The 15,245-nt window shown below is 29.7% G+C and carries 13 protein-coding genes and 1 pseudogene; 13 read left to right on the top strand and 1 reads right to left on the bottom strand.

All coding sequences use genetic code 11. The features are described from left to right. The first annotated feature begins 383 nt into the window (after positions 1 to 383). Complete coding sequence (locus B8978_RS01640) at positions 384 to 6,911, top strand: phage tail tape measure protein (RefSeq protein ID WP_084113537.1); 6,528 nt, start codon at positions 384 to 386, stop codon at positions 6,909 to 6,911. A 466-nt stretch (positions 6,912 to 7,377) separates the two neighbouring features. Here the strand turns inward: B8978_RS01640 and B8978_RS01635 are convergent, their stop codons facing one another. Further along, the gene (locus tag B8978_RS01635; RefSeq protein ID WP_084113536.1) at positions 7,378 to 8,019 is read right to left on the bottom strand and encodes a hypothetical protein; all 642 of its coding nucleotides are present in this window, start codon (positions 8,017 to 8,019) and stop codon (positions 7,378 to 7,380) included. 237 nt (positions 8,020 to 8,256) lie between these two features. Between B8978_RS01635 and B8978_RS19380 the strand changes: the two genes are divergently transcribed. The 12 genes and pseudogenes from B8978_RS19380 (at position 8,257) to B8978_RS01590 (ending at position 15,211) form a co-directional block, all read left to right on the top strand. Next, entirely contained in the window at positions 8,257 to 8,478 is a 222-nt protein-coding gene (locus B8978_RS19380; protein WP_139795945.1) for a hypothetical protein, read from the top strand. Between the two features lie 12 nt (positions 8,479 to 8,490). After that, positions 8,491 to 8,721, top strand: a complete 231-nt coding sequence (locus tag B8978_RS01630; protein ID WP_139795944.1) for a hypothetical protein — start codon at positions 8,491 to 8,493, stop codon at positions 8,719 to 8,721. An 11-nt stretch (positions 8,722 to 8,732) separates the two neighbouring features. Continuing rightward, a pseudogene (locus B8978_RS01625) lies at positions 8,733 to 8,945 on the top strand (RNA-splicing ligase RtcB); the annotation flags it as partial. 23 nt (positions 8,946 to 8,968) lie between these two features. Then, positions 8,969 to 9,706, top strand: a complete 738-nt coding sequence (locus tag B8978_RS01620) for a hypothetical protein (protein ID WP_084113534.1) — start codon at positions 8,969 to 8,971, stop codon at positions 9,704 to 9,706. A gap of 36 nt (positions 9,707 to 9,742) precedes the next feature. Beyond that, positions 9,743 to 10,516, top strand: a complete 774-nt coding sequence (locus tag B8978_RS01615) for a hypothetical protein (RefSeq protein ID WP_084113533.1) — start codon at positions 9,743 to 9,745, stop codon at positions 10,514 to 10,516. 133 nt (positions 10,517 to 10,649) lie between these two features. Continuing rightward, entirely contained in the window at positions 10,650 to 11,222 is a 573-nt protein-coding gene (locus tag B8978_RS01610; RefSeq protein ID WP_242950456.1) for a phospholipase D-like domain-containing protein, read from the top strand. 85 nt (positions 11,223 to 11,307) lie between these two features. After that, positions 11,308 to 11,445 (top strand): hypothetical protein, encoded by a 138-nt coding sequence (locus B8978_RS19665; protein WP_176212583.1) that lies wholly within the window; start codon positions 11,308 to 11,310, stop codon positions 11,443 to 11,445. 114 nt (positions 11,446 to 11,559) lie between these two features. Next, a complete protein-coding gene (locus tag B8978_RS01605; RefSeq protein WP_176212582.1) occupies positions 11,560 to 12,837 on the top strand; it encodes a helix-turn-helix transcriptional regulator in 1,278 nt (425 codons plus the stop codon). Between the two features lie 14 nt (positions 12,838 to 12,851). Next, entirely contained in the window at positions 12,852 to 13,001 is a 150-nt protein-coding gene (locus tag B8978_RS19660) for a hypothetical protein (protein ID WP_176212581.1), read from the top strand. Between the two features lie 418 nt (positions 13,002 to 13,419). Then, positions 13,420 to 13,632 (top strand): hypothetical protein, encoded by a 213-nt coding sequence (locus tag B8978_RS01600; protein WP_084113530.1) that lies wholly within the window; start codon positions 13,420 to 13,422, stop codon positions 13,630 to 13,632. 85 nt (positions 13,633 to 13,717) lie between these two features. Next, entirely contained in the window at positions 13,718 to 14,149 is a 432-nt protein-coding gene (locus B8978_RS01595; protein ID WP_084113529.1) for a hypothetical protein, read from the top strand. A 105-nt stretch (positions 14,150 to 14,254) separates the two neighbouring features. Beyond that, positions 14,255 to 15,211: a hypothetical protein gene (locus tag B8978_RS01590; RefSeq protein ID WP_084113528.1), complete on the top strand. Its 957-nt coding sequence runs from the start codon at positions 14,255 to 14,257 to the stop codon at positions 15,209 to 15,211. The last annotated feature ends 34 nt before the right edge of the window (positions 15,212 to 15,245 follow it).

The raw sequence follows: 15,245 nt of genomic DNA, 5'->3' as shown, positions 1-15,245 counted from the left end.
GTCAATGGATATATAAAATTTTTCTTTTTCCTGGCCTGAGTCGTATCACTCTATTATGCCCCTTTTTTAGGAGTATTCTCTATATAGGTAAAACGCCGATTTTAGGGGCAAAAACAGTAACTAATAGGATTGAGCGTTAGCGAAAGCCTGTCCGTGGAAGGGTGGTGTGGGGAAACGCAGGTCACTGCGGTTTCCAATCCACTACAAGTTAACAATAATAATATAGTGGGGGCTAATGGTTCAGCAAAATTGCTTCGTGCCTCGCAATTTCACTTCACGAAGACCGCCCCCACACCCCTGTCTTATCACTATTATTTGTTTTGTAAAAGTTGTCCATATGTTTAGGAGATATATATTTAAAGAAACAAAAGGAGATTGATAAAATGGAAAATGATAAACTTATTGGTACTTTAAGAGTAAATTTAGAGAGTTTAAAAAATGATGTTTCTCAAGCAAATAATATCCTTGAGAATTTAAGTAAAATAAAAATAGACTCTATAGATGAAGAGTCTGGAAAAAAAGCAATAGAAGTAATTCGTTCCATAGAACAGGAATTCGATAATTTAAAAAAAGCCAATGGCGAAGGCTTCGATACAAAAATATTGAATAGCTTAGAAAAAACGATAATAGATTTAGGCGTTAATATAGGAACTGTAACTACAAAAGTAACTGAATTTTTTAAATCTGGTGCAGAAGAAGCACAAAAAACTGCTCAAGCTTATAAAACTGTAACTGAAGCAGTTGACGAATATAATAGAAAAACTAAAGAGACGACATATGCTCCTCAAAAGAATGAAAAAACTGGGGAGATAATACAAAAGAGTCCGTCAACTACAATAACAAATGATTATGCTGCTCAAACAAAACAACAAGAACAATTAGAAGAAGCATCTGCGAAAGCAACAGAGCAGATATACAAAGAAAATGATGCATTAGACGCTTATAAAGCTAAAATGCAAAGCAATGTAGACAAGCTATTTTCTAATGATATATTACCCAAAGACCAATTATCAGATTTTGAAAATGCTTTAAATAAGTTAGATTTAGGAAGTACAAAAAGTGATTTCCAATCTATAGAAAATAGTTATAAAAGTTTAGTAGATGAGCAAAAGCAATTAAATTTAGAGAAGCAAAATGAATTAAATTTAAGAAAAGAATCAATTGCTGATGCATTAAAAGAGACAGAGCAAGAACAAAAGTTCTCTGAGCAAGTAGATAAAGGATTAGACTCTTTAGATGCTTATACATCTAAAATGCAAATTAATATTAATAAATTATTTAGTAACGATATTCTTCCAAAAGATCAACTTACAAGCTTTGAAGAAGAATTAGGAAAATTAAATTTAGGTAGTACGAAATCAGATTTCCAAAGCATAGAGAATAGTTATAAAAATTTAGTTGATGAGCAAGGTCAACTAAATAAATCAATAAATGATGAATTAAATTTGCATAAACAATCTATGAGTGATTTATTAAAAGAAGTTGATTCTAACCAAAAAATTGCTGACCAAATTGAAAAACAAAACCAATTATCTTTAAAGCAATACACTCAGGAACAAGCAAATTTATCTGAATATAATAAAATGTCTGAACAGTTAGCTAAAATCTCTGGTGAACAGAATTTATCTATGAGTTCGAGCAGTTCAAGTAATTCCATGATGGATAGATTTAAATTGTCTGGAAGCTATCTCGCTTCTGCAACTATAATTTACCAAATCCAAAATGCGCTATCAAGTGCAATAAAAACAAATGAAGACTATGAAACAAGCCTAACAGATTTAGGAAGAGTTTTAGGTAATGTTAGTGATAAAGATTTAAAAGAATTTGGGCAATCTGCTATTCAACTATCTAAAGATTTTGGAGAGCCTCTGCAACAGGTTCAGGATGCCATGAACTCATTAGCTTCTGCTGGTGTTCAAGATAAAGCAAGCTTAGAGAGTATGACAAAAACAGTTATGATGGGTGTTAATACCTCAGATATAAAAGATGCCAGTACCATGACAGATTTGTTGACAAGTTCAATGAAACAGTTGAATATTTCATATTCACAAAGTGAACAAGTTCTTGATTCGTGGAATAAGATGGCAGATGTAAGTTTGGCAAAAACTTCTGATTATGCTGAAGCAGTTTCTAAAGCAGGTATGACAAGTAAAGCTATGGGGATAGATCTTAACCAGTTAAACGGAATAGTCTCTGTCCTTGCAGATAACACAGGAAAATCTGGAGATGAAATTGGTGATGCTTTAAAATCTGTTGAAACTAGACTCGAAAGACCAAAAACTTTAGAAACATTACAGCAATATGGTATCGAAGTAATGAAAGACAAGGATCACTTTAAAGACTTTGGCGATATAATGACGCAAGTTAGTTCTGCTTTAGATAAATATGGAGAAAATACAACCCAATCTAATGCAATAGAAGATGCTCTTGGCGGAACTATGCGTAAAGACTGGATAGATATACTTGCACAAAATTATGACCAAGTTGATGCAAGGACAAAGCAAAGTGAAGAGTCGCTTGGCTATTCTGCCGCAAAAAGTGAAAAGACTATGCAGACATTAGGAAAGCAAGTTGAAGTTTTGAAGACGACAGTATCAGAATTCTTCATTTCTTTAGGAGACGATGGTGGATTAGGACAATTAAAGGATATTATTGGTGCTGGTAAAGATGTAATTGAAGTTTTAAATGATATGCCGAGTGGAGCACAAAGGTTGTTGATTCTTATTCCAGAGGTAAGTTTGGCAGTGAAAGGCTTGTCTACAGCATTTCATATTTTTAAAGGTGAAGGTATTAGACAATTCCTGGATAGTTTAAATCTACCAGAAAAAAACATAGGTAGTATTTTTAGTTTTGGTGGCCAAACTACAACCGTAAAAGCTTATCAAGCAGCAGTGGACTCTTTAACTAATGATATTAAAAATGGCAATATAACTGAAGAAGAATCGGCAACCATACTTGGTGTTGTTGGTGAAAAATTAAATATGGCAAAATCTAGTACAAATGTTCTTGCAGCAGCAGAGCAAGCATTAAACGATAAAGTTAAAGCAGAGAAAATTACTGAAGAAGAAGCAGCAGTTGCTATGGATGCGTTAAAAGAAAAAACTGGTGCTAATGCCACAACTACTGAAGCCGCTGCTGCCTCAGAAGATGCACTTGCTGCTTCACAAAAAATGACTTTAGCATCAACTTTAGCGTTAAATGTTGCTATGGGAGCAATAATCATTGCTGCTAGTTCAGTCATTACGACATTAATGTCTCTACATAAGAGCACCCAAGATGTAGAATCCGACATTGATAGTTTAGCTACGAAAATGAGTTCAAATCAACAAAATGATGCTCTCATAAAAAAATATCAAGATTTAGAGAAGCAATTAAAGAGCACGAGTAAATCTAGTCAAGATTATACAGATATTCAAACTCAAATAACTCAAGTACAAGAGCAATTAGCAGAGCAATTCCCTACTCTAGTTACGGGTTACGATGATGAAGGAAAAGCTATTGCTACAAATGTAAAAGCATTAAAAGAATATAATGATGAAAAGAAGAATCAGATTGCAGCGAGTAACGCAAGTGACTATTCAAAATTATATAAAGAATTAAACACAAAAGATGGGTCTTCTGCATTTCAAGGTCTTATTCCATCCATTTTAGGCAATAAAGTTGATACTTCAATGTCTACAGAAATAGAACAATATACTGAAAACATGAAAAAATTGCAGCAAGAATTAAAAACTACGGGTCAAGATACTGAAGGCTATGGAGATAAAACAAAAGCCACTCAAGATAAAATAGACGCTTTGAATAAAGCAACTATGAATATGTGGAGTGCTGGATATAGAGGTTCACAGCAACAATATTTCGATACATCAAGCTTACAATGGGAAACTTATACTCAGTATATGAAAAAGAATTCTGACGAGACTAAAAAGAATAGTGATGCAAAAGATAGTAATTCAAAGTCTTTAAAAAATAATTCTAATTCTTTTAGTGAAAATACAGACGAAACTCAAGACAATACTACTGCTTTGCAAAATGCCCAATCTCAAGAAGAACAATATCAGAAAACTATTGAAAGCTCTACTAATAAGGTTAAAGACTATTCTAAATATATAAAAGATATGAATGACAACACTGGTCATATGCCTTCTAAAGATGTTGCAGAAATAGCAAACAAATATCCTGAACTGTTAGCATATATGGGCGATGAGAAGACATTATATAATCAAATAAATAGTAGTATTAATACCAATAAACAAACTGCACAAACTGCTTATGCTCAAATGATAATGGCTCATGAACAAGCGAAACAAGCAATTGCTCAAGAGGCACAACAATATCAGCAATTAGCAGCATCTCAGAGCCAAGATACCGCATCAAAGAAACAAATGTCTCAAATAGCCCAAGACTTAGCAAATAACATTGATGGCGTAATAACTGCCACGGATTCCGAAGGTAATGTTACTGTAACAAACATGGATTTAGTAAATAAACAAGTTGGAATGTTACAAACTGAAGGAACGGCCTACCAAGGTTTAGCAAATGTTAAACTATCTACATCTAAAGAGTCTGCCGAAATAGATACGGGAAACACTCAGACAACTTATGAGAATGCAAAAACAAGAATTGCATCTATTATGGCAGAAGTTCAAGCATTAGAAATAAAAGAGCAAGCAGAAATAAAAGCAGCATCCGTTGTAGCAAAGGCAAGTAACGGTAAGGTTACAGGAATGGGTGGCGGAACTGATTTTGATAAAACAACTTCACAAATAAATGCCGATAACGATGATGTTCAAAAAATCAAAGATGCAATGAGTGCAATTGACAAATTGTATGACACCGCTGGCAAGGCAACCTCCGCTGTTATAGACAATATGGATGGGGCATCTGAGGGTACTGACTCTACTGCCAAAGCAGAAGCAGCACAAAGAGCAGCAGAAGAAGCACAGAAAAAACAACAAGACGCATTAAAGAAATCTCTTGAAGACCAGAAAAAAGAAGCAGATGCATTATTAGACGCTTCTTATAAAATACAAAAGCAACATGATGATGATATTAATAATAGTTTACAAACTCAAATTGACCAGTTGGAAAGGAAAAAGCAGTTAACCAGTGACGAGAATGAATTATTAAAAGACCAAAATGCTTTAACCAAAGCTCAAAGTGAGTTAGATTATACTCAAAACCAAGACGATACAAGGATGTTAACTGCTACAGGGTTTCAATGGGTAGCAGATCCCGATGCAGTTAAATCTGCTCAACAAAAAGTACAGGACGCTCAAGATGCTGTGAATAAAAAGCAGTCGGATATGGCCTATACTCAACAAGAAAATAGCTTGAATGACCAGAAAACAGCAGCAGAAAACAAAGCAAACCAAGATGAGCAAAACTATCAAAATCAAAAATCTACTACAGATGCAGGTTATGACGACAAGATAAATGCTATTACTGGTTATAAAACTGGTGTTGATTCTGTACCACAAGATGGTATATACACTCTTGCTGAAGGTGATGTTCCAGAACTTGTAACAAAAGAACAAAAGGTAAAATTACCACAAGGTGCAGGAGTTTATAACGGCAGTGAGACTTCACAAATATTGGGTGGAACAACTAAAACAACGCAGGCAGTTGTAAATAATAGTAACAGTTCAGTTGTTCAATCTACTAAGAAGGTCTTATCTGCTGTAGATGATGTTATTCAAGATTTTGTCGATAACTCTACAAGCTATCCAAAAGATACTGACAAGAATGTAGCAAAATCTATAACAGACAATAAAGATTTAGTTAATAAGCCTTTACTTAGTTTAATTTCTGGTCTAAAGAGTAGTATTGAAGACTTTGTTAATAACTCTCCAGAGTATAGCAAAAATACCAATAAAAATATTGGAAGCACTATAACATCTACTTCCAACCTTGTTATAGATCCAACAAAAGCCTTATTGAGCAATTTAAATACGACATTTACCACTTTTGTTAGTTCTACTACTCAGTATGGACTTAGTATTACAAAAGATATTGGACAAGGTATGCAAGATGGTACTAAGGATTTAGAAAAAATCATTAATGATTTATGTACAAAAATTATTGACGATTTTCATACTGATTTAGGCATACACTCCCCTAGTACAATAGCAAAAGAGATAGGTTCATTTTGGATGCAAGGGCTAATTAACGGGATGACTGAATCTGATATAGAAAGTTTAATCGCTACAAAAATGGGTAGTGTCGTCAATTCCACTCAAGTATCGTTAGGTGGAAATATTGCAAGTTATCTACAACAAGCAATGAAGGATACTGGAACACCCGACTCATGGCTAGAAGGTCTTGAGATGATTGCAAGTAGAGAAAGTGGGAATCCAGGACAACTTGGAACAGGAAATGCAAATTTAAAAAATAATGTTTCTGTAGATGGAGAATACGCAACAGGATTAATGCAAATGTTACCATCTACATTTGAAGAATACATGAAGAATGGGCATAACAATATATTAAATCCCGTAGATAATGCTGAAAGTGCTATAGACTACATCAAATCAAGATATGGCTCAGTTTACAACATCCCTAATTGGAATAGCAGTAGTTATAGAGGTTATGAAGATGGTTCATATGGTACTTTAGCAGGTTGGGCTGCTGTAAATGAAAAAGGCCAAGAAATGCGATTGATGAATGACGGAGATGGCGTTGTTACGGCTCAAAGAACTAGGTCAATAAGTGAATTTGCAGATAAAATACCAGATCTTATGTCTAGGTTTGAGGTTCCGAACTTTAATGTACCTAGCGTAGAAATCAAGGTACCAAATTCGAGTGGTGGAGATACACATTTGAATTTAGGTAATATATCTCTACCTAATGTGAAAAGTGGTAGTCAGTTAGTTACTCAGTTGCAGCAAATAGTAAAAACACATAATTATTAAAAATAATAGGAATGTAGGCTAGTATTTTAGAGTAGAGAGTAAAACTCTCTACTTTTATTTTTACATACTGCTATATGATCTATATAGCGACTCGATTCTTAATAGCATTAGGTTTTGGCAACAAGATTAAAATGTTTTATATATGCTGAATTTGTGGGCTAAAACAATACTGTAGAGGAAAATTAACTATAATAAAATGGATAATTTATTAGAGAGAAAAAGGTAAGATTAAAATGATTGATTATAAGAAAGCTTGGAATGTATTATATAATTCTATGCAAAGAACAAATGGAAGTATTTGTGTAGTTTTATAATAATTGTATCAAAATGTAGTAGTATTACGTACAAAAAAATATCACACTATTCATTATTGATTCTTTGAATAATGTGATATTAAAAACATCTATTATTTTAGACTATAAAATTACAAATTAGAATTTGAGTTATCTAATAATAGAGTATCCTTTTACAGTAGTCTTATTTGCTTTTCAATTTGTTCTTCAACATTTTCCTTTTCTAAACAACTATTTGCTTGCTTTAAATTATTAAACGCCTTTTGTACCCTATCTCTGTATTTTTCTTCTTTAAATTTTTTCGCAAGTTCATCAAATTCTAATGCATGATTTCCATTTTCATTTTGCTTAATAATTTTATCTAAAATTATTTGATATCTGTACATTTCAAACAATAATTCCTGATAACGTAAAACAAAATCCCCCAATAAATTAGATGCATTGCCTGAAAATAAAAACTTAATTTTAGTAGCAACTTCCTTTAAATTTTCTAATTTAATTAATAATTCCTTGTGGTTTGGTTCTTTTAGTGGATTATCTATTGCACAAGTTATTTGCTCTAAATAAGTGTTATTTGTTAGCGAATTGAAATCAAAATCATTTGAAAGCATTGGTTCATCTTTTTCATTATTGATATCATTACAGTTGCTTCTATATAATTTTATCAGTCCTGTTGCAATAATGTAATTTTCCATACGCTTATCGAACAAATGCTGTTTGTTACTTAACTTTATCTGTTTATAAGTCAGTATTACTGCAACAATCGCCACAACAGAACTAACTATTGGAATCAAAGATTTCCAATCACCAAACATTGTAGCTTCATTCCTTCCATTATAAATTCAAATTTGTCTTTTTGTTAATTATAGCATAGTTTCTAAATTCAACATTATTTAATTTTCAAAGATAATTTTTATTAATTACTACGTCAAATCTGCAAATTATGATTTAACTTTATTACAAAAATATATTGTAGTTATTAATTTATACTGGTGCTTTTATTCAAACTTTGTTCCAAACCAACAATTGGCAATACAAATATTCCTAAATTAATGGACGCTATCATAAAAGGAGATAGGAAACAATGTATTTGTGTAGTTGGGTTGTTAAATGTAGATTGTGACAAGACATTTATACAAGGTCAGCAGTATCTTTATTTATATAAAAATGAGAATGAAATTTTTGTAAGAAATAATATTGGATTAATAAGTAAATTTACTGGCAAAGAATTTAGAGAAACTTTTATTAGTAAAATATACGACTATGAATGGTAAAAGAAGTTTTTTATGAGGAGAAAGGATGCGGTGCAAATGTCCTATTTTACAAATTATCAATTAAAAATCTGTGACAAAATATTAATTGATGTTATAAAAAGATTGGAGAATATTAATGAGATTATGGATGATTATAAAAAATTAAAAAATACAATTGGTGATTGCAACGGAAAATTAGAGTATAAAGAACTGCAATGCATGGTTCAGATTTGTAAGTTACAATCAAAGCTAGGAAATAGGTAGGAGCTGTCAGATTAATGAATAGACATAAGACATTTGAAAATGTGACACTAAATGAGTTCAAAGACAGTGTGAAAGGAATATATACTACTTCAGTTAATAAGGATACTATTGATAAAAGCCCTATGGTATATAAGCCTATGGAAGAAATAATCAATAATGTCCAGGATACGGTTGATATTGTAAAGATTATTAAACCAATATATAATTTTAAAGTAGGGAATTAAATTATGAGAGGTGATATAAGATAATGTCTAAATGGAAACATTCATTACACATATCTAAATACGAAAGTGATCCTGATTATTTTGATAAATATTATGGTAATAAGATAATATATCTTACATTTATTTGTTGTTATAATGTTATGCATGAGATTGGACATGTACTTTGTAGAGAATATAACTACAAATTTGATAAAAATTTAGCTCATAATGATGCACTAAACCAATTCCATGAAGAACTATTAGTAAATGATTTTGCAGCAGCATACTGGCATAAGTTTGGGCAAAAGGAATTTTTAGATAAAATACTTATGTATGTAAATAAATTTATAGATAAATCAGAAGTTCAGTATGGGTGGGATAATTTAACAAAAAAGTTATTTAAGATTAATTATGAAAATTATAAAATTGTTTATAGTAGTTATGCGTCTTTGAGCTTTTTAACTAAACAGCTTGTATTCTCAAGAGATGATAATTATAGCAAGCATTATGATAATTTTCAAAATTTTAGTATTAAAGAATCGTTGTATAAAAATATTGATTTAAATATTCTTTTAAAAGAAATAGGAATTAATAATTTTTGCTCATTTAAAGATTGTAATAGATTAAATTATGATTACAATATAAATACTCCTAAAGAAGTGATATCTGATGTGACTAAAATTTTTTTAGGTCATGGTATACAAATTTCACCTATTGAGTATTATTTAGAAAATGATAAGGGCTGCAATTATATGTGTTCTGAACCTATTAAAGACAAGTAAAAAGTAATTTCTATAGAGAGGGAGAAGTGAGAAATAATGATAAAGGCTTACATTTCAGACAACCAAATCGTATTTAATTTATCCGAGCCTGATAGATTGGCTTATACAGAGTATGATGAGAAACTATGGGAAAAAATAAAGGATATAAATTGGACAATACAAAAAAATAAAAAAGGTGAACCTAAATACCTTGTATCAGGAAAGTTAAAAAAATCTCTTCATCAATTAGTTATTGAAAATTATTTTGGGGCAGAGACTTTAAAAGAGGCATATAAAACTGGAATGATTATCGAACATTTAAACAATGATGGATTCGACTGTAAAATATCAAATTTATATTTTTTAAAAAAAATTAGAAATACATATAAGGGCATGCATTTTGACAAAGAAAGCGAAAAAGCCATTCCTATTCTTGCTATGAGAATATTCCATATAATTGAGAATGGGACTTTTCAAATGACGATAGGGTTTAATGCAAAAGCAAAAGAGATTAATTCAGGGCGCCCAATTCAGTCAATAAGATTTCTATATAAGTGTGATTATTGGATGGTGATTCAAGATGCAGAAATGATTTTGGAAAAATTTTTAAGTAATATAAAATTTGATTTATCTAATTCCGATAGAATATATAGATATGTAAAGTATGAATTAGAGTATGCTCCAGAAGCAATATTAACCGAAGAAGAAGCTATGGCAGGACTGAAACCAGGGAATATAATATGGAGAAATGGAGAACCGTTATTTCTTACTGGAGATACAAATAGATTTAGAATTATATCAGTATCACCGAAGAAGGATTGGGATTTGTAATCATAAATAAAATTTAGAAATAAATTATATTATGTTTTAAGTTTGATTATCAAAATAGTATTATAAAAGATGACTTTTACGACAGGAGGAGATTTATATTAAGAAAATATTAATAGTTTTATTAACCATATCATTGTTAGGAGCCACAGGCTGCTCTACTGAGAGAATTAAGGCTACAACTAAACGGCATAATAATACTGCCCAGCAGGTTCAACAAGTACAACCAGTAGAACAGGTACAAGCAGGGAATCTTCAATATTATTTTACTAAAGCAAATCAGCATCCAGACGAACAATTAATTAAGGTTATAAATTCATCAAAAAGCACTCTTGATATTGCTATATATAGTTTGACTAAGAAAAGTATTGTGAACGCAATAATACAAGCCAAGGATAGAAAAGTTGATGTTAGAATAATGACAGATAAGATTGAGTCTAAAAGTAAATCAGAAAGCAAAGAGTTAGCCTTATTGCAGAAGGATAATATTCCTATAAAAATAAATAGCCATCCAGGACTTCTCCATATAAAAATGACTATTGCCGATAAAAATATAGCAACAACTGGTAGTTATAATTATACCGAAAATGCTTCAACAAAAAATGATGAGATACTTGTTATTATAAATGATTCAAAGGTTGCTCAAGACTTTGATAATGAATTTGAAAATATGTGGAATGATACTAAGGATTATGAAGATTATAATTAAAATATTTAGATAAATATTTGGAGGGTGAACAGAAATTAACTTAAAAGATAATGCTTTAGAACTAATAATAAAAAGAATAGAATTTTTGACTAATAATTTAAATTATAGAATAGAACGATATGGAGAATATAAAACTACAGAAGTTAACATTGCAATTAGAAATCTTGAGGTAGAAATTAATTTTTTAAAGTCATTAATAGATGATGGTGCGAGCGAAGAATAGAGAAATATAAATAAACAATATGGCAAACAATAAGTTACTAAAAAAGTTGCGTATACCTAAAATATGATATATAATTTACATATAATACAAATATTCGAGAATAAAGGTGATGTTATGAAATTTCTGACTACAGGAGAGAAGCTAAAACGGCTTAGAACCCAACTAGGTTTAAAGCAAGATGATTTGAAAAGTGAGAATGTAACTAGGGGACTCATAAGCATGATGGAAACTGACAAAAGAGATGTAACTTATTCTACAGCAGTAAAACTTGCTGAAAAATTTAATGAAAAAGCAGAAGAACTTGACATTATCGTAAATGTAGATGAAGCATATCTAATGCGTTCTCCTAAAGAAGACGCTGAGTTATATTGTTTTAGAAAATTGAAAAATCCTGAGATAGAGAAGATCAGCATAGATGGAATTTTTAAAATAGCAAATGAATATGATTTAGTAGAGGTTAAGGCAGAGGCATATTGCAAATTAGGTGAAATTTACTTCAAAGAAAAAGAGTTCGAAATAGCTTGTGACATTTATAAAAAAGCTAGAGAGATATACATAGACATTAGGAAGAATGAAAAACTTGGACATGTTTATTGGAAGTTAGGTGTTTTTAATGCAGATGGTTTAAAGTATGAGGCAGCCATTGAGTATTATCAATTAAGTCAATATTACTGCACTTTATATAAGGATGTTAAAACAAAAAAATTATGTCTATATTCTTTAGCAATGTGTTATAGGCGATTAAATAAAATAGAGTTAGCGTTAGAAACTATTGAAAAATTTTTATCTGTGAGTGATGAGAAAGAAGATTTTAGGCTATATTTCTTTGCCTGCAATACAAAAGCAACTTGCTACAATACTAAAGGTAAATATGATAAAGCAATAGATATATATAAAGATTTACTTTTAAAAATTTCAGACGATAAAAATGTTTTTTTAGGATATATATATAATAACTTAGGATTAAATTATTCGGCTAAAAATGATTTTAAACAGAGTATGAAATACTTTGAAATGGCGGCAAAATTTAAAAATGAATTTAGCAAATCAAATTTGTCACATACACTCATAGAAAAATCAGAGGTTTTATTAAAACAAAATTTGATTGATGATGCAATTAAATCTATAAAACTAGGATTGGAATATGCAAAAGAATATAAAGATTTAGAATATTTACTGAAAGGTAATTATTTATTAATGGATATATACGATAAATTAAATGATAATGAAAAATTAGAAAAAGTATACATTAATATTATTGAGTTATTAAAGCTTACTAAAAATACTAAAGAACTCAAAGACCTTTATAATGAACTAGCCCTTAAGTATTTAAGACAAAATAAGGCAGAGATATGTGAACAATATTTATTATTGTCAAAAAATTTAAAATAAATGGGGGTATTACTATGAAAAAGAAAATATTAAGAGCTTTGACTTTAGGATTGGGTTGCTTAATGCTAACATTAACAATATCAACAAGTGTGTCAATGCATCATAGTACAACAAATAGTAATATACATGTTATACATCCACAAGAAGAATCACCAAACAGTTAATCCAATACATTAAAAAAGAGAGTTATACAGAGTGATTTTAATTTATTTTGTATGATTCTTTTTTTATTGATCCATTCACATAATTTTGAAACTAATCTGATAAAGTAAAAGAATACCTTAATGAAAATTAAGCAATAGACTATCTATAAAGTTATAGAAGAGGACTCTTAACAGGGTTCTTTTTTATTTGGTAAAATAGTTTGACAAAAGAAGGAATTACCTTTTAAATATAGAAATATATATAAAATATTTAAAAGAAAGTGAGAATATGAGAATTGACCCACCAGATAACATTGCATAAAAACTATTAGAAAGAGAACTTTTGAAATAGGGTTCTTTTTCTTTTGAAAAATCATTCGACAAATAAAGGATTTTAACTCTAAATGTAGAAGTATTTGGTTAAAGATGGTAGATAGAGATGAGAAATATAATACTATTTTTTAACGATAAGGAAATTTTAAAATTATACCTAGAAGAAAAAGAAATTGAAAGTATAATAACATGGGTGGAATCTGGTTCACAACATGCATATAAGATTAACCAAAAAGAACATCAATATATTATTCTTAGAAATAATATTAAATATGTTACAGTAGATATTAAAAAAACAAATCAGTATATAGTCAAGTAATATATTAACGAACAAGTAAAAAGAAGGAATTTGACTTAATATTGTAGAATAAGGCTATAAAGTACAATATTAGGGAGATGGGATTATGGGTTATTCTGATAAATTAGTAGCCAAGATAAAAGATGAATACAGGGATTCAGTCAAATTTGAGGAATCATTAAAAGTAGCTCCAGAGTTAATTGTAAAATTTTTCAAAGAGTTGGAATGTAGTATTAGTAAAGAAATAGAAGCTTCAAATGAACAAATAAGTTTTGAATATGGAGATATACCAGAAAAAGCTTCGTTTCAATATACAATAGCAAAATTAACTATAATTTATGAAAATACAAATTCAATTTTGTTTTTTAAAAAATCTCCAAGTAAAATTTATGTTATTATAAACGATAATTTTCATCAACCATATGATATTATAGACACTGGAAATGATTTCTGCGTATATAGTAAAGAGTATGGAAAATTTGATATAAGCGTATTAGATAAGTATTTAGAATTAACTTTTAATGAAATAACAGTGTAAAGAATAAATGAAAAGTAGGGCTTAGAGATAAGCTCTTCTTATTTTATTAAGTTTTAAAAGGATATTACATTAATTTGTCGAATATGGCTATATTGAGGTGACAATATGGAAAGTAAAAATTATAGGTATATTAGGGTTGCACAATTTATTTTAGGAATTATTTTATTTATTATTGGTATTATAACACTTGTGATTTATAAAAATTATCGTTGCTTAATATTTAGTGATATTGGATTCATGTTTATTATAATTCCTGTTTTACATTTTTTTAAATTTAATGATAAATTAATAAATAAATCTATAGTAGCAATTGTATTATTTGGAGTAGGCTCTTATATAATATTATTTTCGTTTGCAGAATTTGCAGTAGGTATATCTCAAATAACAGGCATAGGTAAGGATGCATGGATTGGTTTGTTAGGTACAATATTTGCTTCAATTATAGGTGCAGGTATAGGAGGCGTTGTATCATATTCAGTAGTTTCTGAACAAATTAAATATAGTAATATAGCTTTAAGTAAACAAATAGAAGAAAATAAGAAGCTAACAAGATACACACTAGATGAATCAGAAATTTTGTTAATAAGAAAGTTAGCGAATAGAACAATGAGTGATTTAGTAAATATAATAATATATATTCAAGATACCTTGGTGTATTATTATAATCATTTAGAAACAAATGAGAATGCGGGAGAAATAATGAACAATTGGATAGATCCTCAAAATAGATATATAGACGATATTAAAAAATATTTTAAAAAAGATGACTCATTTGGAACTACAGTTGATTTTCTTTATAGAGTGTACTATGTTATATCAAAGTCAGGAAAATTAGAAGCCAAGCAGGTTAAAAATCTAGAAAACATTTTTAAGAAAGATAAAGTTGAACAACTTAAAAAATATAAATCAAATCCAAATGCCTTTAACAATTTACAACATGTAACTATCGAGTTAACCCTTAGTAGTAAGTATGCTAATGTAATTAAAACGATTGATGATTTTAGAGCTGTTGAAAGAAAAGAAGATATCATTAGAACTGTGTATGATTACATGGGGATATAAACGCAGGATAATCAAAGTATTAATATTAAAATAA

The organism is Clostridium acidisoli DSM 12555 (genome assembly GCF_900176305.1).
Taxonomy (GTDB): domain Bacteria; phylum Bacillota; class Clostridia; order Clostridiales; family Clostridiaceae; genus Clostridium_I; species Clostridium_I acidisoli.
Note: the sequence above shows the minus strand (reverse complement) of the source record. Positions and strands in the feature narration are given on the sequence as shown.